Source organism: Streptomyces sp. NPDC127106, assembly GCF_042677605.1.
Classification (GTDB): domain Bacteria; phylum Actinomycetota; class Actinomycetes; order Streptomycetales; family Streptomycetaceae; genus Streptomyces.
Genome location: NZ_JBHXTC010000006.1, coordinates 116,883 through 138,167 on the forward strand (window position 1 = coordinate 116,883; position 21,285 = coordinate 138,167).

The 21,285-nt window shown below is 73.6% G+C and carries 20 protein-coding genes and 2 tRNA genes; 14 read left to right on the forward strand and 8 right to left on the reverse strand.

What is annotated here, in order from left to right; all coding sequences use genetic code 11:
• Window positions 1-85 precede the first annotated feature (85 nt).
• Both ACFVGY_RS08740 and ACFVGY_RS08745 read right to left on the reverse strand, forming a co-directional pair.
• Window positions 86-1,489 carry a sensor histidine kinase gene (locus ACFVGY_RS08740; protein WP_385673431.1) on the reverse strand — a complete coding sequence of 468 codons (1,404 nt, stop codon included), beginning with the start codon at window positions 1,487-1,489 and terminating at the stop codon, window positions 86-88.
• A gap of 142 nt (window positions 1,490-1,631) precedes the next feature.
• Window positions 1,632-2,801, reverse strand: a complete 1,170-nt coding sequence (locus ACFVGY_RS08745) for a sensor histidine kinase (protein ID WP_385673155.1) — start codon at window positions 2,799-2,801, stop codon at window positions 1,632-1,634.
• A 147-nt stretch (window positions 2,802-2,948) separates the two neighbouring features.
• On the opposite strand from ACFVGY_RS08745, the gene ACFVGY_RS08750 reads away from it, so the two are divergent.
• The 13 genes from ACFVGY_RS08750 (at window position 2,949) to ACFVGY_RS08810 (ending at window position 15,519) form a co-directional block, all read left to right on the forward strand.
• Complete coding sequence (locus ACFVGY_RS08750; protein WP_385673158.1) at window positions 2,949-3,356, forward strand: NADH-quinone oxidoreductase subunit A; 408 nt, start codon at window positions 2,949-2,951, stop codon at window positions 3,354-3,356.
• Complete coding sequence (locus ACFVGY_RS08755; RefSeq protein ID WP_385673160.1) at window positions 3,347-3,934, forward strand: NADH-quinone oxidoreductase subunit B; 588 nt, start codon at window positions 3,347-3,349, stop codon at window positions 3,932-3,934. Before ACFVGY_RS08750 ends, ACFVGY_RS08755 begins: the two co-directional genes overlap by 10 nt.
• Window positions 3,931-5,238, forward strand: a complete 1,308-nt coding sequence (locus ACFVGY_RS08760) for an NADH-quinone oxidoreductase subunit C (protein WP_385673163.1) — start codon at window positions 3,931-3,933, stop codon at window positions 5,236-5,238. The genes ACFVGY_RS08755 and ACFVGY_RS08760 overlap by 4 nt, the downstream gene beginning before the upstream one ends.
• Entirely contained in the window at window positions 5,235-6,194 is a 960-nt protein-coding gene (locus ACFVGY_RS08765) for an NADH-quinone oxidoreductase subunit H (protein WP_385673166.1), read from the forward strand. The genes ACFVGY_RS08760 and ACFVGY_RS08765 overlap by 4 nt, the downstream gene beginning before the upstream one ends.
• Entirely contained in the window at window positions 6,191-6,805 is a 615-nt protein-coding gene (locus tag ACFVGY_RS08770; protein ID WP_385673433.1) for a NuoI/complex I 23 kDa subunit family protein, read from the forward strand. The genes ACFVGY_RS08765 and ACFVGY_RS08770 overlap by 4 nt, the downstream gene beginning before the upstream one ends.
• Complete coding sequence (locus ACFVGY_RS08775; protein WP_385673170.1) at window positions 6,802-7,455, forward strand: NADH-quinone oxidoreductase subunit J; 654 nt, start codon at window positions 6,802-6,804, stop codon at window positions 7,453-7,455. The genes ACFVGY_RS08770 and ACFVGY_RS08775 overlap by 4 nt, the downstream gene beginning before the upstream one ends.
• Window positions 7,455-7,814, forward strand: a complete 360-nt coding sequence (gene nuoK / locus ACFVGY_RS08780; RefSeq protein WP_385673173.1) for an NADH-quinone oxidoreductase subunit NuoK — start codon at window positions 7,455-7,457, stop codon at window positions 7,812-7,814. The genes ACFVGY_RS08775 and nuoK overlap by 1 nt, the downstream gene beginning before the upstream one ends.
• On the forward strand, window positions 7,811-9,814 hold the full coding sequence (locus tag ACFVGY_RS08785) for an NADH-quinone oxidoreductase subunit L (protein ID WP_385673176.1): 2,004 nt from the start codon (window positions 7,811-7,813) through the stop codon (window positions 9,812-9,814). Before nuoK ends, ACFVGY_RS08785 begins: the two co-directional genes overlap by 4 nt.
• Before the next feature lie 38 nt (window positions 9,815-9,852).
• On the forward strand, window positions 9,853-11,424 hold the full coding sequence (locus ACFVGY_RS08790; protein WP_385673436.1) for a NuoM family protein: 1,572 nt from the start codon (window positions 9,853-9,855) through the stop codon (window positions 11,422-11,424).
• Entirely contained in the window at window positions 11,421-13,034 is a 1,614-nt protein-coding gene (locus tag ACFVGY_RS08795; protein WP_385673179.1) for an NADH-quinone oxidoreductase subunit N, read from the forward strand. Before ACFVGY_RS08790 ends, ACFVGY_RS08795 begins: the two co-directional genes overlap by 4 nt.
• A 208-nt stretch (window positions 13,035-13,242) precedes the next feature.
• A complete protein-coding gene (gene htpX / locus ACFVGY_RS08800; RefSeq protein WP_385673182.1) occupies window positions 13,243-14,106 on the forward strand; it encodes a zinc metalloprotease HtpX in 864 nt (287 codons plus the stop codon).
• Entirely contained in the window at window positions 14,103-14,495 is a 393-nt protein-coding gene (locus ACFVGY_RS08805; protein WP_385673185.1) for a YccF domain-containing protein, read from the forward strand. The genes htpX and ACFVGY_RS08805 overlap by 4 nt, the downstream gene beginning before the upstream one ends.
• Window positions 14,496-14,538: 43 nt before the next feature.
• Complete coding sequence (locus ACFVGY_RS08810; RefSeq protein ID WP_385673188.1) at window positions 14,539-15,519, forward strand: glycosyltransferase family 2 protein; 981 nt, start codon at window positions 14,539-14,541, stop codon at window positions 15,517-15,519.
• A gap of 71 nt (window positions 15,520-15,590) precedes the next feature.
• Here ACFVGY_RS08810 and ACFVGY_RS08815 read toward each other — a convergent pair whose 3' ends face one another.
• The 3 genes from ACFVGY_RS08815 to ACFVGY_RS08825 all read right to left on the reverse strand — a co-directional run bounded on the left by ACFVGY_RS08815 (window position 15,591) and on the right by ACFVGY_RS08825 (window position 18,320).
• Window positions 15,591-17,021 (reverse strand): SulP family inorganic anion transporter, encoded by a 1,431-nt coding sequence (locus tag ACFVGY_RS08815; RefSeq protein ID WP_385673192.1) that lies wholly within the window; start codon window positions 17,019-17,021, stop codon window positions 15,591-15,593.
• Window positions 17,022-17,471: 450 nt separating this feature from the next.
• A tRNA-Ala gene (locus ACFVGY_RS08820) sits at window positions 17,472-17,546 on the reverse strand.
• 285 nt (window positions 17,547-17,831) lie between these two features.
• A complete protein-coding gene (locus ACFVGY_RS08825) occupies window positions 17,832-18,320 on the reverse strand; it encodes a YajQ family cyclic di-GMP-binding protein (RefSeq protein WP_360624110.1) in 489 nt (162 codons plus the stop codon).
• A 200-nt stretch (window positions 18,321-18,520) separates the two neighbouring features.
• On the opposite strand from ACFVGY_RS08825, the gene ACFVGY_RS08830 reads away from it, so the two are divergent.
• A tRNA-Tyr gene (locus ACFVGY_RS08830) sits at window positions 18,521-18,602 on the forward strand.
• 180 nt (window positions 18,603-18,782) lie between these two features.
• Here the strand turns inward: ACFVGY_RS08830 and ACFVGY_RS08835 are convergent.
• The 3 genes from ACFVGY_RS08835 to ACFVGY_RS08845 all read right to left on the reverse strand — a co-directional run bounded on the left by ACFVGY_RS08835 (window position 18,783) and on the right by ACFVGY_RS08845 (window position 21,154).
• The gene (locus ACFVGY_RS08835) at window positions 18,783-18,983 is read right to left on the reverse strand and encodes an EF-hand domain-containing protein (protein ID WP_385673195.1); all 201 of its coding nucleotides are present in this window, start codon (window positions 18,981-18,983) and stop codon (window positions 18,783-18,785) included.
• Between the two features lie 272 nt (window positions 18,984-19,255).
• Window positions 19,256-19,912: an NAD(P)H-binding protein gene (locus ACFVGY_RS08840; RefSeq protein ID WP_385673198.1), complete on the reverse strand. Its 657-nt coding sequence runs from the start codon at window positions 19,910-19,912 to the stop codon at window positions 19,256-19,258.
• 54 nt (window positions 19,913-19,966) lie between these two features.
• A complete protein-coding gene (locus tag ACFVGY_RS08845; protein WP_385673439.1) occupies window positions 19,967-21,154 on the reverse strand; it encodes an amidohydrolase family protein in 1,188 nt (395 codons plus the stop codon).
• Window positions 21,155-21,285: the final 131 nt, after the last annotated feature.

A 21,285-nucleotide genomic window follows, 5' to 3' on the forward strand; every position in this document is an offset into this window, starting at 1 on the left:
CCGAGGGGACGCGGGGAACTGCGCGACCGGCCACGACGGGCCCGCAGACGACCGCCGGCCCCTCGCGGCACCTCCGGCAGAGCGCTCAGCGCGTGCGCCAGGGCAGCTCGGCGGTGACGGTGGTGCCGACGCCGGCGGGGGAATCCACGACCAGCACGCCGTCCACGGCGTTCAGCCGCTCGGTGAGCCCGGCCAGCCCGGTGCCCCCGGCCCCGGCCCCGGTCCCGGTCCCGGGCCTCGCCCCGCCGCGACCGTCGTCGGTGACCTGGATCAGCAGCCGGCTCCCGGACTTCCACACGTCGACCCCGGCCGTGTTCGCCCGTGCGTGCTTGCTGATGTTCTGGAGGAGTTCGGAGACGGTGAAGTAGGCGATGCCCTCGATGGCGGCCGCGGGCCGTTCGGGCAGGTCGACGCAGACCCTGACCGGGACGGTGCAGCGCGAGGCGACGGAGGACAGGGCGGCGTCCAGGCCCCGGTCGGTGAGCACCGCCGGGTGGATCCCGCGCGCCAGGTCGCGCAGCTCCTGCAGCGCCAGCTTCACCTCGCCGTGCGCCTCGTCCACCATCGCCGCCGCCGCGTCCGGGTCCTCGGCGAGCTTCTCCTTCGCCAGGCCCAGCCCCATCGCCAGCGCCACCAGCCGCGCCTGGGCCCCGTCGTGCAGGTCCCGCTCGATGCGCCTCAGGTCGGCGGCCGCGGTGTCCACGACCACCCCCCGGTCCGACTCCAACTCGGACACCCGGTGGGCCAACCGCGACGGCCCGAGCAGCCGAGCCACGAGGAGCCGGTCGACGGTCGTCAGCGCGCGGAACACCCCCGGCACGGCCAGCGTCAGGAGCAGCCCGGCCAGGAAGGACAGGGCGATCTCCGCGGGCGAATCCAGGTGGAAGGCGTAGTCGCCGTTCTGGAACAGCTGCAACCCCGGCTGGTCCGTGTACGCCGGGAAGACCCAGAACCACAGCGGGTACAGCAGGAGCGACCAGGCGCACGACCACACCACCAGCGCCAGGCAGAACGCGAACACCGCCCACGGGAAGTGGACCACCGCGTACAGCGCGTGCCGCCAGGCGCTCCCGCTGCCCAGCAGCGCCCCCACGGCCCCGATCACCCCGCCCTTGCGCGCCCGGACCGGCTCCGGAGCCGCGACGGACGCCCCCAGCAGGCCGCGCGCCCGGGCCCGCTCGATCCGACCGAAGCCGCGGCACATCAGCAGCACCCCGGCGAGCACCGGCACCCCGAGGAAGGTGACGAGCAGCCCGGCGCCCAGGGCCAGGCCCGTGATCGCGAGCGAGAAGTACCCCGTGCTCAGCGGCAGCGAGAGCAGCAGGTACCCGAACTCCCGCCAGGTCCGTCCCGAGACCGGGGCCCGCAGGACCCGGCCGAGGCCGCCCGTCCCGTGCGAGCCCGTGCGCACCGCGGCGCCCGCGGCCCCCGCGGCCGCCCCTCCCGTCGCGTCGCCGCCGCCCATCTCCCGCCCGCCCGTGCCGCCCATCTCCCGCCCGCCCATCTCCCGCCCGCCCTTCCCTCGGCCCGTCACCCCTCAACCCTGTCGCCCGCGGCCCCCGCCGGACCATGCGGCACGTCGGCCTGTCCGCAGGGGGGCTAACCCCACCTCGGACCGCGTACCGACGGACTCAGCCGCGGGCCCGCCACGGCAGCTCCGCCGTGACCACCGTCCCCCGCCCCGGCGGCGAGTCCACGACGAACACCCCGTCCACGGCGCCCAGCCGCTCCGCGAGACCCGCCATCCCCGTCCCCCCGGAGGGCGCCGCCCCGCCGCGGCCGTCGTCGGTGACCTGGATCAGCAGCCGGCTCCCGGACTTCCACAGGTCGACCCCGGCCGTGTTCGCCCGTGCGTGCTTGCTGATGTTCTGGAGGAGTTCGGAGACGGTGAAGTAGGCGATGCCCTCGATGGCGGCCGCGGGCCGTTCGGGCAGGTCGACGCAGACCCTGACCGGGACGGTGCAGCGCGCGGCGACGGAGGACAGGGCGGCGTCCAGGCCCCGGTCGGTGAGCACCGCCGGGTGGATCCCGCGCGCCAGGTCGCGCAGCTCCTGCAGCGCCAGCTTCACCTCGCCGTGCGCCTCGTCCACCATCGCCGCCGCCGCGTCCGGGTCCTCGGCGAGCTTCTCCTTCGCCAGGCCCAGTCCCATCGCCAGCGCCACCAGCCGCGCCTGGGCCCCGTCGTGCAGGTCCCGCTCGATGCGCCGCAGGTCGGCGGCCGCGGTGTCCACGACCACCCCCCGGTCCGACTCCAGCTGCGCGATCCGCCGCTCCAACTCGTCCGAGGGCGACAGCAGGCCCCGTACCAGCGCCCGGTCCACGTTGGTCAGCGCCCGCGCCACGTACGGCAGCACCGGCCACAGCACGACCAGGCCGACCAGCGTTACCGTGAAGGTGAGCACCCCCCACGGCAGCCGTACCAGCTCGTACAGTGCGCTCCGCCAGGCCACCGGGTCCTTGACGGCGCTGAACAGCCAGGGGAAGAACCCGCCGGCCCGCCGCGGACCCGGCAGCGGCGTCGGCTCCTCCACCCGCACGCCGAGCAGTAGCCGGGCCCGGGCCCGCTCCAGTCGTCCCACCTGCCGAGATCCGGACAGGCCGAGGGCGAGCAGCGGAAGGCCGACCACGGTCACGGACAAACCGCCCGCGACCGACAGCACGGCCAGGGTGTAGACGAACCCGAACAGCGTGGCCGGGAGATTGCCCAACAGATGGGCAACCTCCTTCCAGGCCACGGCTCCCAGGGGCGCGCGCACGGGAGGAGGGCGGTCGTTGTCGGGGGCCGGGTTGCTCGTGGTCATGCGGCACAGCCTGCCAATCCCGCCGGGCCGGTGCCATGGGGAGGCCGGGCCGCGGTAAACGGGGGATAACCCCACCCCGTGTGAAGCAGGCCCTAGACTCCCGTCCGTACCAGATCGTCGACAGTGGCCAAGGAGCGAGGAACGGACGTGCCCGACCCAACGGTATCGACCGTAACCGTGCTCGCGGCGGACTATTTCCAGAGCTATTCGGTCGTCGGCCTGCTGGCCGTCCTCGGTGTGCTCTTCGTGGCCGTCGCCTTCGGCGCGGGCCGCCTGCTGCGCCCGGTCGTCCCGACCCCCGAGAAGCTGCTGACGTACGAGTGCGGCGTCGACCCGGTGGGCGAGGGCTGGGCGCACACCCAGGTCCGCTACTACGTCTACGCGTTCCTCTACGTGATCTTCGCCGTCGATTCGATCTTCCTCTTCCCCTGGGCGACGGTCTTCGCCGCCGACGGCTACGGCGCCACCACGCTCGTGGAGATGTTCGTCTTCCTCGGCTTCCTGGCCGTTGGCCTGCTCTACGCGTACAAGAAGGGCGTCCTGGAATGGACGTGACACCCGAGCCCCAGCTGCTGCCCGAGCCCCGCCGCCTCGGCGTCCTGTCCCGGCTGGCCCCCGAGCCGATGAAGGTCGTCCTGAACTGGGGCCGCCGCTACAGCCTGTGGGTCTTCAACTTCGGCCTCGCCTGCTGCGCGATCGAGTTCATCGCCGCCTCCATGGCCCGGCACGACTTCATCCGGCTCGGCGTCATCCCCTTCGCGCCCGGCCCCCGCCAGGCCGACCTGATGATCGTCTCGGGTACGGTCACCGACAAGATGGCCCCGGCCGTGAAGCGGCTGTACGAGCAGATGCCGGAACCGAAGTACGTCATCTCCTTCGGCGCCTGCTCCAACTGCGGCGGCCCGTACTGGGACTCGTACTCCGTCACCAAGGGCGTCGACCAGATCATCCCCGTCGACGTCTACGTGCCCGGCTGCCCGCCCCGACCGGAGGCGCTGCTCCAAGGCATCCTCAAGCTCCAGGAGAAGATCGCCCGGGAGTCGCTCGCCGAGCGCTACACGCAGGGGCCGTCGGTCGCACAGCTCACCAGCGGCCTGGTCACGCCCCCGCCCGCCCCGGGAGCCGGCGCATGAACCTCTACGACTCGCTCCCCGACGCCGCCGCGACCGTCTTCGGGCCGGAGGCCGTGGCCGAGGTCGCGTACGACGTCCTCACGGTCGACGTGCCCGTCGGCAGCTGGATCCCCGCCCTGGAGATCGCCCGGGACAAGCTGGGCTGCACCTACTTCGACTGGCTGAGCGCCGTCGACGAGCCGGGTACCGGCTTCCGCGTGTGCGCGCACGTGGTGTCGCTGGAGGACCGCCGCGTACGCCGGCTGCTGCTGCGCACGACCGTCCCCCACACGGCGCCCTCCCTGCCGTCCGCCGTCGCGGTCTACGCGGGAGCGGCCTGGCACGAGCGCGAGACCTTCGAGATGTTCGGGGTCGTCTTCACCGACCACCCCCACCTGGTGCCGCTGCTGCTGCCCGAGAACTTCGAGGGGCACCCGCTGCGCAAGGACTTCGTCCTCGCCGCGCGCGTCGCCAAGGCCTGGCCCGGCGCCAAGGAGCCGGGCGAGGGCGCCGAGGCCGAAGGCGGCCCCAAGCGGCGCCAGATGCTGCCGCCGGGCGTCCCCGACCCCAACGACTGGGGGCCGCTCAAGGGCCAGCTCCCGCCCGCCCCGGCCCGCCCGACGCGCACGCCCCGCGCCGCGGGAGCGGCCGCCCGGACCCCGCGCGAGGGCGCCCCGGTCCGGCGGACCCGCTCGGCGGCGCAGGGATCCGTCGGCCAGACCGCGGAAACCGCCGGGACCGCCGGGACCGCCGCGCCCGCCGCGCCCGCCGGGACCGCCGGACCCGCCGGGACCGCCGCTCCGGACGCGGCCGCCGAGGCCCCGGCCGCGCGGCCGGTACGGCGTACCCGGTCCGCCGCGGACGGCTCCGCGAGCCAGGCGGCGCCCACGGCCGGTGCCGCTGCGGAAGCGGGGGCGGGAGCGGGAGCGCAGGCTCCGGCGCGGCCGGCGCGCCGTACGCGTTCCACCGCCGACGGCTCGGTCAGTCAGGCGGCGCCCGCGCCGGCCGACGCCGCTGCCACGGGCGCTGCTGCTCCGGATGCGGGCGCCGAGGCTCCGGTACGGCCCCCGCGGCGCACCCGGTCCGCCGCCGACGGCTCCGCGAGCCAGGCCGCCGCGCCGACCGGCGCCGGGGACGCGGGCGACGAGCGCAAACCGCTGGTCCGGCGGAGCTCGGACGCCCCCTGGCACGATCCGAAGCCCGCCTTCGACGAGGAAGAACCGCCGGCCGGGCGACCCCGCAAGGCCGAACCCGGCACGGACACCACCCCCGACACCACCCCCGACACCACCCCTGACAACGGAGACACCGGAGGCGACGCGTGAACGACGTACTCGACGTCGCCCTGCGGCTGCTCGTCGTCTTCGCCGTCTTCCTCGTGCTCCCGCTCGTCGTCGGGCAGACCGAGCACAAGGTGATGGCGCACATGCAGGGCCGACTCGGCCCCATGTACGCCGGCGGCTTCCACGGCTGGGCCCAGCTCGTCGCCGACGGCGTGAAGTTCGCGCAGAAGGAGGACGTGGTCCCGGCCCAGGCCGACCGCCGCATCTTCCAGCTCGCCCCGGCCGTCGCCCTGCTGCCCTACCTCCTCGTCCTCATCGCCATCCCCGTCGGGCCCGGCGAAGGCGCGGTCGGCCAGGTCATCGACGCGGGCCTGTTCTTCGTCCTCGCCGTCATGGGCGTCGGCGTCCTCGGCAGCCTGATGGCCGGCTGGGCCTCCGCCAACAAGTTCTCCCTGCTCGGGGGCCTGCGCACCGCCGCCCAGCTGCTCGCGTACGAGCTGCCCATGCTGCTCGCCGCCGCCTCCGTCGCGATGGCCGCCGGGACCGTGTCCCTACCCGGCATCGTCGACGCCTTCGAGTGGTGGTGGCTGCCCTGGCAGATCGTCGGCGCGCTCGTCTTCTTCACCGCCGGCCTCGCCGAACTCCAGCGCCCGCCCTTCGACATGCCCGTCGCCGACTCCGAGATCATCTTTGGCGCGTACACCGAGTACACGGGCCTCCGCTTCGCCCTGTTCCTGCTCGCCGAGTACGCCGGCATCGTCGTGCTGTGCGCCCTGACCACCGTCCTCTTCCTCGGCGGCTGGCACGGGCCCTTCGGCGGCGGCTGGGGCTGGACCTTGCTGAAGACCGCGGTCCTCGCCTTCGTCGTGATCTGGCTGCGCGTCAGCTACCCGCGACTGCGCGAGGACCAGCTCCAGAAGCTCGCCTGGACCACACTCATCCCGCTCGCGCTCGCCCAGATCGCGCTCACCGGCATCGTGAAGGTGGCGATCAGCTGATGCCCATCCCTGGATCCGGCCTCGCCAAGGGCCTCGCCGTCACACTGCGCACGATGACGAAGCGCTCGCACACCGCCCAGTACCCCGACGTGCAGCCCGAACTGCCGCCCCGCACCCGCGGGGTCATCGGCCTGTTCGAGGAGAACTGCACCGTGTGCATGCTGTGCGCCCGCGAGTGCCCCGACTGGTGCATCTACATCGACTCCCACAAGGAGACGGTCCCCGCCGCCACCCCCGGCGGCCGCGAGCGCAGCCGCAACGTCCTCGACCGCTTCGCGATCGACTTCTCCCTGTGCATGTACTGCGGCATCTGCATCGAGGTGTGCCCCTTCGACGCCCTGTTCTGGTCGCCGGAGTTCGAGTACGCGGAGACCGACATCCTCGAACTGACCCACGAGCGCGACAAGCTGCGCCAGTGGATGTGGACCGTCCCGGCCCCGCCCGCCCTGGACCCGGCCGCCGAGGAGCCCAAGGAGCTCGCCGCCGCCCGCAAGGCGGCGGAGAAGGCCGAAGCCGCCGCGGCCGCTGCCGCCGCCGAGGCAGCCGCCGAGGCCGCCGGACCCGCCGCGCCCGAGACCGACGGGCCGACTTTTGGGGAGGCAGACGCGTGACCCCCGCAGCCACCACCCTGGCCGCCGCCGCGACGGCCACGACCGACCGCGGGTTCCTGTCCCCGACCGGTGTCGAGATCGCCTTCCTCCTCGTCGGCCTCGCCACCCTCGGCGCGGCCGTCATCACGGTCACCACCCGCCAGCTCGTCCACGCCGCCCTGTGGCTGGTCGTCGCGCTCGGCGGGATCGCCGTGGAGTACCTGCTGCTCACCGCCGAGTTCATCGCCTGGGTCCAGGTCCTGATCTACCTCGGCTCCGTCGTCGTCCTGCTGCTGTTCGGGCTGATGCTCACCAGGGCGCCCATCGGCCGCTCCCCGGACGCCGACTCCGGCAACCGGTGGGTCGCGCTCGGCGTCGCCGCCGTCGCGGCCACCACCCTCGTCTGGGTCGTCGTCGACGCCTTCCGCACCACCTGGATCGACCTCGACGGGCCGGTCCAGGGCTCCACGAAGGTCTCCGGCGAGATCCTCTTCCAGCACTGGGTGCTGCCCTTCGAGGCGCTCTCCGTCCTCCTCCTCGCGGCCCTCATCGGCGCCATCGTGCTGTCCCGCAAGGACACCGAGGCCCCTGGAGCCACCGCAGCCACCGCAGCCACCGGCGCCACCGCAGCCACCGCCACCGCCGCCACCAGCGACGAGGGGACGCGCTGATGCACCTCGCCTACCCCGCCGTGCTCGCGGCGCTGCTGTTCTGCACCGGCCTGTACGGCGTCCTCGCACGCCGCAACGCCATCCTGGTCCTGATGTCCGTCGAGCTGATGCTCAACGCCGTCAACCTCAACCTGGTGGCCTTCGACGTCTGGCTCCGCGACACCCTGCACGCCGGCCAGGCCCTCACCCTCTTCACCATCGCCATCGCCGCCGCCGAGATCGGCATCGGCCTCGCGATCGTGCTCATGGTGTACCGCAACCGCGGCACCTCGGACGTCGACAAGCTGCGCGACACCGTCGAGGGCCACGAGCCCGTCCCCGCCGACACCCCGCACTCCCGGAGTGAGGCCACCGCGTGAGCACCACGACCCTCGCCGTCCTCGTCCCCCTCCTGCCCTTCCTGGGCGCCGTCGCGGGACTCCTCCTCGGTCGCACCGCCCCCGGCTTCGTCCGGCCGCTCGCCGTCCTCCCCGCCCTGGCCTCCGCCGTCCTGGCCGTGCTCGTCGCCGTCCGGCAGGGCGGCGGACAGCCCATCGAGACCGCGACCCGGCTCACCCCGACCGGCTCCGTGCCGATCGACCTGTCGCTGTACCTGGACGGCTTCGCCGTGCTGACCGCCGTCCTCGTCGGTGTCGTCTCCACCTGCGTCCAGCTGTACTCGACGGCGTACCTGCGCGAGGACCCGCGCTACCCCTCGTACGCCGCCCTGGTCTCCCTGTTCACCGCCGCCATGCTGGTCGTCGTCTACACCGGCGACCTGATGGTGCTGCTGGTCGGCTGGGAAATCATGGGCATCTGCTCCTACTTCCTCGTCGGGCACTACTGGGAGACCGAAGCGGCCCGCTCCGCGTCCCTGAAGGCCTTCCTCGTCACCAAGCTCGGCGACGTCCCCTTCCTCATCGGCCTGTTCGCCCTCGCCACCGACGCCGGCTCCTTCCGGATCACCGAGGTCCTGAACGCCGTCGGCGAGGGCCGGCTCGACCACCCGACGCTGACCGCGCTGCTCCTGCTCGCCGGCGTGGCCGGCAAGTCCGCGCAGGTCCCGCTGCACACCTGGCTGCCCGACGCCATGGCCGGCCCTACCCCGGTCTCCGCGCTGATCCACGCCGCGACGATGGTCGCCGCCGGCGTGTACTTCATCGCCCGGCTGCTGCCCGTGTTCACGGCCTCCGCGGCCACCCTGATCGTGATGGCCGCCATGGCGGCCGTCACCATGATCGGCTCGGGCCTCGCCGCCCTGGCCCAGGACGACGTCAAACGCGTCCTCGCCTACTCCACCATCGGGCAGCTCGGCTACATGACCGGCGCCCTCGCCGTCGCAGACCGCGGCGCCGCCGTCTTCCACCTGCTGTCCCACGGCGCGTTCAAGGCGCTCCTCTTCCTCGGCGCCGGCGTGATCATCCACGCCGCCGGCACCAACTCCCTGGCCGCCATGTCCCGGATGGACGGCCTCGCGAAGCGCATCCCCGACGCCTTCTGGACCATGACGATCGGCCTGCTCGCGCTCGCCGCGATCCCGCCGTTCGCCGGCTTCTTCTCCAAGGAAGCCGTCCTCGTCGCCGCCGAGCAGGCCGCGGCCGGGCACACCGAGTCCGTACCCGGCGCCGTCGGCTGGCTCGTGCTCGTCGCCGGACTGCTGACCGCGCTGCTCACCGCCGCCTACGCCACCCGGCTGTGGCTGATGGCCTTCCGCGGCAAGGGCGCCCCCGCCCCCGACCACGGCAAGGAGCCCTTCGCCATGACGGGCGTGCTGTGGCTGCTGGCCATCCCCTCGATCGCCTTCGGCCTCGCCGCCGTCCCGCTCGCCGACTGGTTCGACAGCGGGCGGCTCACCCCGACCCTGACCACCACACTGCTGGGGACCGGTGTCGCCGTCGTCGGCGCCGTGCTGACCCACGCCCTGTGGCAGCGCGCCGCCGCCCGGGCCGCCGCCGGCGCCTACCGGGAAGCCGCCGTGCCCGCGGCCGTCGCCGCCGCGGAATCCGCCGCCGAGACCCCCGAGGTCGCCGAGGTGACCCACGACCACCCCGCCGTCCCGGCCGGCCCCGCCCCCGACCCCGGGCGCGCGCTGCTCGGACCGCTCCACCGGCACGCCGCCGCCGGCTTCCACCTCGACGCCGTCTACGACCGGCTCTTCGTCCGCCCCGTCCGCGCGGCCGCCGGCCTCGTCCGCTTCCTCGACCGCGAGGTCGTGGACACGTACGTCAGCGGCGCGGGAGCCGGCCCCCGGCTCCTCGGCAGCCTCGTCCGCCGCGCCCAGACGGGCAACGTGCAGAGCTACCTGAGCGCCCTGTTCGCCGGAGCCGTGGTGCTGGCGATCGCCACCGCCGTCCTCGCCAACGTCAACGCCGGATCGTGAGCCGTGAGTCAGCCGTGATCGATATCAGCCCGACCGTGATGCAGTTCCTCCTGGTGTTCGCCGTGGCCGCACCGCTCCTCGGCGCCGCCGCGGCCCTGCTGCCGGCCCCGCCCGGACTGAAGGGCAAGAGCCCCGAACAGGCCGTGCTCCGCCACGGCGTGACCGTGACCGGCGCGGTCCTCGTCGCCGCGCTCGCCCTCGCCGCGGGCTTCGACCACGACACCCCCGCCCGCTTCCAGGCGTCCACGGACATCAGCTGGATCCCGGCCCTGCACGTCCGGATCCACCTCGGCATCGACGGCATCTCGCTCCCCCTCCTCGTGATGACCGCGCTGCTGTTCTTCCTCTGCGCGCTGTACAGCTACTTCAAGCTCCCCGCAGGCCCCTCCCCGAAGGCCTTCGTCGCGCTGCTCCTCGTCCTCGAGTCCGGCACCCTCGCGACCTTCGCCGTCCTCGACCTGCTGCTGTTCTTCCTCGCGTTCGAGATGGTCCTCATCCCGATGTACTTCCTCATCGCCCGCTGGGGCGGTGCTCAGCGGCAGGCCGCCGCCTGGAAGTTCATCCTGTACACCCTCCTCGGCTCCGTGGTCATGCTGCTCGGCCTGCTGCTGATCGGCCTGAACAGCGGCACGTTCGACATGGTGGCACTCGCCGCTGACAACGGCCGCGGGCTCACGCGCACCACCCAGCTGCTGGCCGCCCTCTCCATCGGCATCGGCCTCGCCGTGAAGACCCCGATGTGGCCGCTGCACAGCTGGCTGCCCGACGCCCACACCGCCGCCCCCACCGTCGGCTCCGTCCTGCTGGCCGGCGTCCTGCTCAAGATGGGCACCTACGGGTTCGTCCGCATCCTGCTGCCGGCCACCCCCGAGGGCATGGCCGCCCTCGCCCCGTACCTGGGCGCGTTCGCGGCCGTCGGCATCGTCTACGGATCCCTCGCCTGCCTGTGGCTCGCCCGCCGCGGCAACAAGGGCGACCTCAAGCGGCTCATCGCCTACTCCTCCGTCGGCCACATGGGCTTCGTCCTCCTCGGCATCGCCTCCATGACGCCGACCGGGGTCAACGGCGCCCTGTTCGCCAACATCGCGCACGGCCTGATCACCGGCCTGCTCTTCTTCCTCGTCGGCGCCCTCAAGGACCGCTACGGAACCGCCGACCTCGACACCCTCGCCGGAGCCACCGGCGCCGCCCTCTACGGCCGCGCCCCCCGCCTCGGCGCACTGCTGGCCTTCGCCGCCGTCGCCTCCCTCGGCCTGCCCGGCCTCGCCGGGTTCTGGGGCGAGATGCTGGCCCTGTTCGGCGCCTTCGACCCGGCCGAGGGGCTGTCCCGGCCCGCCTTCCTCACCTGGATGGCCCTCGGCGCCTTCGGCACCCTGCTCACCGCCGCCTACCTGCTGATCGTCGTACGCCGGGTGTGCATGGGCGACCCCGCTCAGCAGCCGCGGACCGGGGCCGGCGCCGTGCCCGCCCTCGCGGACGTCCAGGGGTACGAGTTCGCGGCCTGGACCCCGCTCGTCGCCCTCACCGTCCTCGCCGGCCTGTGGCCCGCGGTCCTCCTCGGCCTCACCGATCCGGCCGTCCAGAAGCTCCTCGCAGGAGGCAACGCATGACGGCCCTGTACACGGCCACCGCCACGGCCACCGCCACCGTCTCGGCCACTGCCGCCGGTGGGCCCGCGGCGAGCCTGGTCCAGAGCGTCGACTGGCTCGCGATCATGCCGGTGGTCATCCCCGCCGCGGTCGCCCTGATCGTGCTCGTCGCCGACCTCTTCCTGGCCGAGCACCGCAAGCCGCTGCTCGGCTGGGCCTCCCTCGCCGGCCTCGCCGCCGCCACCGTCTCCCTGCTGCCGCTGCGCGCCGGCGACCGGGCCACGTTCTGCCTCACCGGCGACCCGGCCGCCTGCAGCTACACCGCCGACCACTTCACGCTGGTCATCCAGTTCCTCGTGCTGGCCGGCGCCCTGGTCACCGCCCTGCTGTCGGTCACCGCCGTCCGCGACGCGCGCATGCCGGCCGGCGAGTACTGGTTCCTGCTGCTGTCCTCCGCCGCCGGCGCGGCCCTGCTCCCCGCCTCCCGCGACCTCGCCACGCTGATCGTCGCCCTGGAGGTCGCCTCCCTGCCCGCCTTCGCCCTCGTCGGCATGCGCCGCGGCGACCGGCTCTCCTCCGAGGCCGCCCTCAAGTTCTTCCTCTCCTCCGTCACGGCCACCGCCGTCTCCCTGTTCGGCATCAGCCTCGTGTACGCCGCCACCGGCTCCCTGCACCTGGTCCAGGTCGCCGACCGGCTGGAGGACGTCCCCGGGCAGCTCGACACCCTCGCCATGGCCGGTGTCGCGCTCACCCTCGTCGGCTTCGCCTTCAAGACCGCGGCCGTGCCCTTCCACTTCTGGGTGCCGGACACCTACGTCGGCGCGCCGCTGCCCGTCGCCGGCTACCTGTCCGTGATCGGCAAGGCCGTCGGCTTCACCGGCCTCATCCTCGTCACCGTCATCGCCTTCCCGGCGTACTCCGACATCTGGGGCCCCGCCCTCGCCGTCCTCGCCGCGCTGACCATGACGCTCGGCAACGCCGCCGCGCTGCGCCAGTCCGCCGACCGGCCCGGCGGCGCCGTACGGCTGCTCGCCTGGTCCTCCGTCGGGCAGGCCGGCTACCTGCTCGTCCCGATCGCCGCCGCCGCGTACTCCGACCGCGACCAGATCGGCTCCACCGTCGCCTACGCCCTGATGTACGCCGCCGTGAACCTCGGCGCCTTCGCCGTCGCCGCCCTCGTGGGCCGCACGAAGCCGCTGCAGCGGATCGACGACTACCGCGGCCTGTACGCCGAGCGGCCCGCCGCCGCCCTCGCCCTGGCCTTCTTCCTGCTCTGCCTGGCCGGCCTGCCGCCCGGCATCATCGGCCTGTTCGCCAAGGTCGCCGTCTTCGGCTCCGCGGTGGACGCGGGCCTGGGCTGGCTGGCCGTCCTCATGGCCGTCAACGTCGTCATCGCCCTGTACTACTACCTGCGCTGGACCGCCGTGCTCTTCCGCGCGCCGGAGCCGCTCCCGGCCGCCGGGGCGGACGCCGGGGCGGCAGGGGCGGCAACGGGCGCCGCAGAGGGCCGGGCCGGCACGCCGTGGCCCGTCGTCGTCGCGATCGCCATCACCGCCGCCGTCTCGGTGGTGCTGTCCGGCGCCCCGCAGCTGGTGCTGCGCTTCGCCGAGGGCGGCCTCTTCCCGCTGTAGGCCGCAGGCCGTCGCAGCCCCGTGGGAGACGGGCTCACCCGGACGGCGCAACCCGCGCCCGTGCCCCGCCGCCCCGGCCACCGGGGCGGCCGCGACGGCACGCGGCCGGGAACCAGACGCCCTCACCTCGCGTTGACCAGGAAGGAAGGGTCCACTGGACCGTGGGCCCCTCGCGAGGTCCCCCGCCGCACCATTTGGAGGGCGTACCGTGCACCGCCGGCACAACGGGCTGAAGACCGCCGTACTCCTCGGCGGGCTGTCCGCACTCATCATCTTCATCGGGAGCCTCTTCGGACGGGGCGGCCTGGTCATCGCCGTCATCGTCGCCCTCGCCACCAACGCGTACGCGTACTGGAACAGCGACAAGCTGGCTCTACGCGCGATGCGCGCCCGCCCCGTGAGCGAGTTCGAGGCCCCCGCGCTCTACCGCATGGTGCGCGAGCTCTCCACGTCCGCGCGCCAGCCCATGCCCCGGCTCTACATCTCGCCCACCGACGCGCCGAACGCCTTCGCCACCGGCCGCAACCCGCGCAACGCCGCGGTCTGCTGCACCGAGGGGATCCTGCGCCTCCTCGACGAGCGCGAGCTGCGCGGAGTCATCGGCCACGAACTGAGCCACGTCTACAACCGCGACATCCTCATCTCGTCGGTCGCCGGAGCCCTCGCCTCCGTGATCATGTTCCTGGTGAACTTCGCCTGGCTCATACCGGTCGGCCGCTCCGACGACGACGAGGGCCCCGGCATCCTCGGCTTCCTGCTGATCATGATCCTGGGCCCGCTGGCCGCCTCCGTGATCCAGCTGGCCATCAGCCGGTCCCGCGAGTACGAGGCCGACGCCTCCGGCGCCCAGCTCACCGGAGACCCGCTCGCCCTGGCCGACGCCCTGCGCAAGCTCGACGCCGGCGTCAAACAGCGCCCCCTGCCCCCCGAGCCCAGACTGGAGACCGCGAGCCACATGATGATCGCCAATCCGTTCCGCCCCGGCGCGGGCCTTTCTAAGATGTTCTCCACGCACCCTCCGATGGCCGAGCGCATCGCCCGGCTCGAACAGATGGCAGGCCGCAGTCAGTGAAGACCATCCTCAACGTCATTTGGCTCGTGCTCAGCGGCATCTGGCTGTTCCTCGGCTACTGCCTCGCCGGCGTGCTGCTGTGCATCACCATCATCGGCATCCCGTTCGGCATAGCCGCGTTCCGCATCGCGGTCTACGCCCTGTGGCCCTTCGGGTACACCGCGGTCGAGCGTCGTGACGCGGGCGCCGGATCCTGCGTGGGCAACGTGCTGTGGCTCCTCCTGGCGGGCTGGTGGCTGGCCCTGAGCCACATCGCGACCGGCATCGCGCTGTGCATCACGATCATCGGCATCCCGTTCGGCATCGCCAACTTCAAGATGGTCCCGCTCTCCCTACTCCCGCTGGGCCGCGAGATCGTCCCCACCGACGCCCCGTTCGCGTCCCGGTAAGCCGGTCGACGGCGCCGCCTCAACCCACGGGCAGGAAGAACCAGTGTCGGCTGCGATCACGGGCACGACCCTGTCGGTCATCGTGCCGATGTACAACGAGGAAGAAGCCCTTCCCGCCCTGGTGGCACGCCTCCGGCCGGTACTGGAGGGCACCGGGGTCGCGTACGAGGTGGTGGCCGTCGACGACGGCAGCACCGACCGGACCGCCGAACTCCTGGAGAAGCTCCGCACCGACTGGCCCGAGCTGCGCATCGTCCGGCTGCGCGGCAACTCCGGCCACCAGGCCGCCCTGCGCGCCGGCCTGCACCGCGCCGTCGGCGCGTACGTCGCCAGCATCGACGCCGACCTCCAGGACCCGCCGGAGAAGATCCCGGAGATGCTGGATCTGGCCCGCTCCCAGCAGCTCGACATCGTCTACGGAGTCCGCTCCGACCGCAGCACCGACACCGGCTTCAAACGCCACACCGCAGGCGCCTACTACTGGCTGATGCGCCGCCTCGTCGGCAAGCAGGTGCCCGCCCAGGCCGGGGACTTCCGGCTGCTCAGCCGCGAGGCCGTGGACGCCCTCACGTCCCTGCCCGACCAGCACCAGGTCTACCGCCTGCTCGTGCCCTGGCTCGGCTTCCCCAGCGGCCAGGTCACCTACCGGCGGGGCGAACGGGTCGCCGGCGAGACCAAGTACCCGCTGAGCAAGATGATCCGGCTCGCCGTCGACGGGATCACGAACTTCTCCGCGGCCCCGCTGCGGCTCGCCACCTGGCTCGGCGTGGTCAGCTTCCTCGCCTGCCTCGTGATGATCGCCGTCTCGCTCGGGGTCTTCCTGGCCGGAAGGACGGTGCCCGGCTGGACCTCGCTGTTCGTCGCCATGCTCTTCCTCGGCGGCATCCAACTGATCTGCGTGGGCCTGCTGGGCGAGTACATCGGCCGCATCTACACCGCCGTCCAGCGCCGTCCCACGTACTTCGTCGGCTACGACTCGGCGCGCGACGACACCCCGAAGCGCCCGGACCCGGACGGGACCTGACCCGGAGGGAACTCGCCCCGGAGGGAACTCGCCCGGAGGGGGCCGACCCGCGCCGCCGAACGGCGTGCCGGTCAGCCGACGCCCTCGCGGCCGGCCAGCGCGGCCCGACCGCGCTCCCACCCGTGCAGGGCCGTCAGGCAGGCGTGGTCCAGGTGGCGCAGCCCGCTCAGGTCCAGCCGCACCGGCTGCCCGGCCGGCAGCGCGTCCAACGCGTCGAGCAGCTTCGGCAGCCGCAGGAAACTGGCGTTCCCCAGGACCCGTACGCACAGCTCCCCGCCCTCCTCCGCCACCTGCTCGACGTGCACGTGGGAGGTCTCCCAGGCCGCCTTCGCGATAGCGATGCCCAACCCGACCAGCACCCCCTCGAAGAGGTTCGTGGCCACGATCGCGGCCGCGGTCGCCACCAGCACCACGGCCTCGCCCCGGTGCGTCCGCCACAGCGCGGCCACCGCCCGGCCCGGCAGCAGCTTCCAGCCCGCATGCAGCAGCACCCCGGCCAGCGCCGCCAGCGGCACCGCCGCCAGCAGCTGCGGCAGCGCCACCGCGAACAGCAGCAGCCAGGCGCCGTGCATCACCCGGGCCGCACGGGTGCGCGCCCCCGCCTCCACATTGGCGGCGCTGCGCACGATCACCGCGGTCATCGGCAGCGCCCCCAGCAGTCCGCACACGGTGTTGCCGACACCCTGGGCCACGAGCTCCCGGTCGTAGTGGGTCCGCGGCCCGTCGTGCATCCGGTCCACGGCGGCCGCGCTGAACAGCGTCTCCGCGGACGCGATCAGCGCCAGGGCGATCACCGTCCCGACGGCCCCCGCCGACGCCAGCACCCCGAACGCGCCCCAGCCGGGCGGCGCCACGGCCTCCACGACCCCCTCCACCCGCACCTTCTGCACCGGCAGCCGCAGCAGCACGCAGAGGGCCGTCGCGGCCACCACCCCCACGAGCGCGCCCGGCACCAGCCGCAGCCGCGCCGGCATCCGCCGCCAGCCCACGATCACCGCGATGGTCCCGGCCCCCAGTGCCACCGCCGTCCAGTCGGCCTGCCCGGCCAGTGCCGGGGCCGCCCCCAGCTTCTCCCACGTCCCCCCGGGCGCCGGCACCCCGCCCACCGCGTACAACTGCGAGGCGATCAGCACGAGCCCGATCCCGGCCAGCATCCCCTGCACGACCGCGACGGAGATCGCCCGGAACCAGCGCCCGAGCCGCAGCACCCCCATCCCCACCTGCAGCATCCCGGCGACCAGCACCAGCACCCCGAGCGCGGCCAGGCCGTGCGTGGTCACCGCCTCGTACACGAGCACCGTCAGCCCGGCGGCCGGCCCGCTCACCTGGAGCGCGCTGCCCCGGAACCAGCCGGTGACCAGCCCGCCGACCACGCCGGTGACGATCCCCCACTCGGCCGGCACCCCGGAGGCGACCGCCACCCCGACGCACAGCGGCAAGGCGACCAGCGCGACGACGACGGAAGCCCCGAAGTCCTCGCGGAAGGTGTCGGCCCAAGGCATAACGAGACCCCCTGACGCGGTGGCGGGTGGCAACGGATGGCCCCAGCCTGGCGGGCGCGCACCCCACAGCCCAAGCCCCCACCGGAAGCCTCCCGGGCGCACACGCCGCGCACGCGGGGCACATGTCCCCCACGCTCCCCGTCCCCCGCAGCGCGCCGCCTCCGACCAGCCGCAGACCGCGAAGACTGGGTTGCCGAACGAGCCCGCGGGCGGCCTCCTGGATGCCGGGACAGCCGGCTGACACTGCGAACGTCGCGCCGTTCGGGGCGAAGGGCTGCGCCTCGGAGAGCAGCCCACCGGCGAGCAGCAGAGCGAAGCCCCACGCTGGCGCTGCGCTGGCTGGCTCGCCGCTCGGCACGTTGCTGGCAGCCGCTCGACCGCGGTGGCGGGATGCGGCTCTGCCGGCCCTCTCGACGGCAAGCCGAGGAACCGCGGTCCTCAAGGTTGAAGGGCGGGGCGGCCGGATTCGAACCGGCGTCCTCCTCCATGCTGTGTAGGCGCACTACCTCTGTGCTACGACCCCGCTTGCGATGATCATAGGCAGCCTGCCCCACCACGGGCCAGTAGTTCTCCGGGCGGCCGTGCACGGCAGAGAGGGCCGCCGGATGAGTCAGCCAGCACAGGTCAGCGTCGAGCAGCCCGACGGGGCGGCCGCCGCCCGGGCCTCGACGGCACCGAGGCCGAGCGCGTACTGCTCGACGTCTGACGAGGACACAACGCGGGCAGCCGTCGAGACGATCCTCGGCGATGTGCCCCCGTTGCGCCCTGCCAGCGTCGGCCCAGCGTGTTTGCGCAGGTCAGAGACCTTGATCAGCGGTAGTTCACGAACTGGATCGCGAAGTCCAGGTCCTTGCCCTTCAGCAGCGCCTGGACGGCCTGGAGGTCGTCGCGGCTCTTGGAGCTGACGCGCAGCTCCTCACCCTGGACCTGCGCCTTGACGCCCTTCGGGCCCTCGTCGCGGATCATCTTCGCCACCTTCTTGGCGTTCTCCTGGGAGATGCCCTCCTGGATCGAGGCGAAGATCTTGTACTCCTTGCCGGACAGCTGCGGCTCGCCGGCGTCCAGCGCCTTCAGCGAGATCCCGCGCTTGACCAGCTTGGTCTCGAACACGTCGAGGACGGCCTTGACCCGGTCCTCCGAGTTCGCCTCCATCAGGATCTTCTCGCCGGACCAGGAGATGGAGGCGCCGGTGCCCTTGAAGTCGTAGCGCTGCGAGAGTTCCTTGGCGGCCTGGTTGAGGGCGTTGTCGACCTCCTGCCGCTCGACCTTCGAGACGATGTCGAAACTGGAGTCGGCCATGTGCTGTGGCTCCTTGAAGTCGGCTGTGGGTGCCCCGGAGGGGCGGCGGCGGGCCTACCCGGCCGCTCCGCAAAGCCTAGCCACCGGACCCGCCGGCGGCGCTGATCAATCCGGTGGCGAAGCACCCCGGAGCATCGGGTATTGTTTACGTCGTTGCCAGGGAGAACCGCGGGAAAGCGGTCTCGAAGGTGACGTCCCATGGCGGTGTGCCCGAGTGGCCAATGGGAGCGGACTGTAAATCCGTCGGCTTAGCCTACCCAGGTTCGAATCCTGGCGCCGCCACATGGAAAGAACGGCCCCCGATCTGCGGAAACGCGGATCGGGGGCCGTTCTGCGTTGCGGTGACGCCGCAGGTGGACGCGACAGTCGGGGGCTTGGGGGAGGGGCGTACTGCTGGTACGGATAGCAGCGCCAAGGGCGGCCGCGGGCCGATGGGGGCCGGGGCCGCCCTTGGGCGTCGGCTCAGCGGGCGAACTTGGCGTACTCGTCGAAGGTGATCTTCTTGTCGCCGTTCTCGTCGGCCATCCGCACGATCACCTCGACGTTCTCGTCGGAGACCTTCGTGCTGGTGGCCTGGAGGGACGCCTTGAATTCGTCGGCGGTGATGAATCCGTCTCCATCGGTGTCGATCTCGTCGAAGGCTGCGCGCTTGTCGGCGTTCATCCGGGGTCTCCCTCGCAATCGCAGGTACTGGCCACGGGTCAACGACCGGCCGCCGCGGCAGGCACGGGCGGTCGGCTCGGCGTTCGGGTGATCCGCGCTGACGCGTACTCCGCTCCGCGCGACGCGTGGGGGCGGCGCCCGGAGCGCCCGTGAGCGGTGGGCCGGGCGGGTGAAAGTGGCGTCCCGATCCGGGCTGCGCGTCGGTCGCCGGGGGCGACGAGGTGGCCGCCGACTTCTGACCGACTGTCACCGTCCGTCACCTCCCGGCCCCCTCAGTTGCCCGCGACGTCCTTGACGGCCACCGGGACGGGAATCGAGCCCGCGACCAGTTCCAGGGTCAGGCCCGCCGTCGCCGGGGTTTCGAGCAGTTCCGCCAGCACCGCCGCCACGTCGTCGCGCGACACCGCGCCGCCGCCCGCGTGCGCCTCCCGGCGCACCAGCCCCGTCCCGGGGTCGTCGACCAGCGACCCCGGGCGCAGAACGGTCCACTCCAGGCCGAGGCGGGTGCGGACGTGGTCGTCCGCCTCGCCCTTCGCCCGCAGATAGGCGTCGAACACCTCGTCGCCCTCGTGCTGCGCGTTCGCACCCATCGAAGACACGATCAGGAAGCGCCGCACCCCGGCCCGTTCGGCCGCATCGGCGAACAGCACCGCCGCCGCCCGGTCCACCGTGTCCTTGCGGGCGATGCCGCTGCCCGGGCCCGCGCCCGCCGCGAACACCGCGGCGTCCGCGCCCTGCAGGATGCCCGCCACGTGCTCGACCGTCGCCGACTCCAGGTCGCACAGCACCGGTTCGGCGCCCGCCTCCCGCAGGTCGTCGCCCTGCGTCCGGTCGCGGATGATGCCCGCGACCTCGTATCCGCGCACGGCGAGCAACCGCTCCAGCCGCAGCGCGATCTGACCGTGTCCACCCGCGATGACGATGCGCATGAGCCGACCGTACGACGACCCGGGCCCGGCCGCCCGCGAACGCCCGCCGGACGCTCAGGGGCCCGGCTCCATACGGCCCTGCCGGGGCAGGTCCAGGGCCACCGCGACCGCCGAGTCGCAGTACTCCCGCACGGCGCTCGTCCGGGCGACGACCCGCCCGCGGTGGATCACGATCCGGCTGTACGCGAGGGACAGCACCCCCGCGAGCCGCTCCCCGCGCACCGCGAGCAGCTCCGCCGGGAAGCCGGCCTCCACCCGCACCTCCGGCAGGCCCATCGCCTCCCGGGCGGTGGTGCTCACCGCGTCGTAGGCCTCCCCCGGACGCAGCCCGCCCTGGGAAGCCAGCAGGTACGCGGCCTCCAGGGGGTCGCCCCGGCCGACCGGGTTGCCGGCGTCGCGCAGCGCCCCGCTACCGGCCGCGACCCGCACCCCGGCGGCACGCAGCAGCCGTACGGGCGCGGTGCGCAGGCCCCGCCGCTCCAGGGCCGCACAGTCGCCCTGCGGCAGGCAGGTCACCCGTACGCCGGCCGCGGCCAGCCGGTCGGCGGTCCGGTGGGCCACGTCCAGCGGGAGCCGGGACAGCCCGCCGCACGGGCCGATCGCCACGCCCGGCCGCATCCCGCAGGCCATCGCGGCGAGCCGGGCCAGCCAGCCGGGGTCGTCACCGTCCGTGTGCAGGTCCACGGGGCAGCCGTGCTCGGCGGCGAGCTCCAGCACGGCCTCCAGGAAGCCGGCCGGGTCCGGATCGAGGTCCGGGCAGCCACCGATGACCGAGGCGCCCATCTTGACCGCGTCCCGCAGCAGGGCGAGCCCGTCCGCGCCCGCGGTCCCGGTCAGCAGCCGGGGCGCGGCCACCGCGGTCAGATCGGCGAGCCCGCGCAGCGAGCGGCGGGCGGCGAGTACGGCCTCCAGCGCCCCGAGGCCGTGCACACCGCCGATCCGGACGTGCGAGCGCAGGGCCGTCGCGCCGTGACCGAGCTGGAGCAGGGCGGCCTCGGTGGCCCGGCGCTGCACCTGGTCCGGCGCGTACGAGACGGGCCCTTCGGCGTCGGCGGTCAGGGCGGTGTCCCCGTGGGCGTGCGGCTCGGCGGGGGCGGGCAGCAGCAGGAAGCCGGACAGGTCCACCCGGGCCAGCGCCGCCGAGGGCAGGCTGCCGGCGGGGCCGACGGCCTGGATCAGGCCACCGCCGAGGCGGACGTCGACCGTACGGCCGTCCGTGAGCCGGGCCCCGGCGAGCAGCAGCGCGGTGGACTCGGCGGCGGCCGGGTGCGCCCCCGGGGCCGGGCCCTGGGCCCCGCCCCCCCGCGCCGGCCCCGCGCCGCCCGCGCCGCGGGCCGGGCGCGCGTCGGGGGCGGGGGGGGGGAGTCGGTGGT

Coding starts and splice junctions, on each gene's coding strand:
- ACFVGY_RS08795 (WP_385673179.1), top strand. CDS start 11,421: ATGACGGCCCTGTACACGGCCACCGCCACGGCCACCGCCACCGTCTCG.
- ACFVGY_RS08760 (WP_385673163.1), top strand. CDS start 3,931: ATGAACCTCTACGACTCGCTCCCCGACGCCGCCGCGACCGTCTTCGGG.
- ACFVGY_RS08840 (WP_385673198.1), bottom strand. CDS start 19,912: ATGCGCATCGTCATCGCGGGTGGACACGGTCAGATCGCGCTGCGGCTG.
- ACFVGY_RS08740 (WP_385673431.1), bottom strand. CDS start 1,489: ATGGGCGGCACGGGCGGGCGGGAGATGGGCGGCGGCGACGCGACGGGA.
- ACFVGY_RS08745 (WP_385673155.1), bottom strand. CDS start 2,801: ATGACCACGAGCAACCCGGCCCCCGACAACGACCGCCCTCCTCCCGTG.
- ACFVGY_RS08815 (WP_385673192.1), bottom strand. CDS start 17,021: ATGCCTTGGGCCGACACCTTCCGCGAGGACTTCGGGGCTTCCGTCGTC.
- ACFVGY_RS08835 (WP_385673195.1), bottom strand. CDS start 18,983: ATGAACGCCGACAAGCGCGCAGCCTTCGACGAGATCGACACCGATGGA.
- ACFVGY_RS08790 (WP_385673436.1), top strand. CDS start 9,853: ATGCAGTTCCTCCTGGTGTTCGCCGTGGCCGCACCGCTCCTCGGCGCC.
- ACFVGY_RS08825 (WP_360624110.1), bottom strand. CDS start 18,320: ATGGCCGACTCCAGTTTCGACATCGTCTCGAAGGTCGAGCGGCAGGAG.
- nuoK (WP_385673173.1), top strand. CDS start 7,455: ATGCACCTCGCCTACCCCGCCGTGCTCGCGGCGCTGCTGTTCTGCACC.
- ACFVGY_RS08755 (WP_385673160.1), top strand. CDS start 3,347: ATGGACGTGACACCCGAGCCCCAGCTGCTGCCCGAGCCCCGCCGCCTC.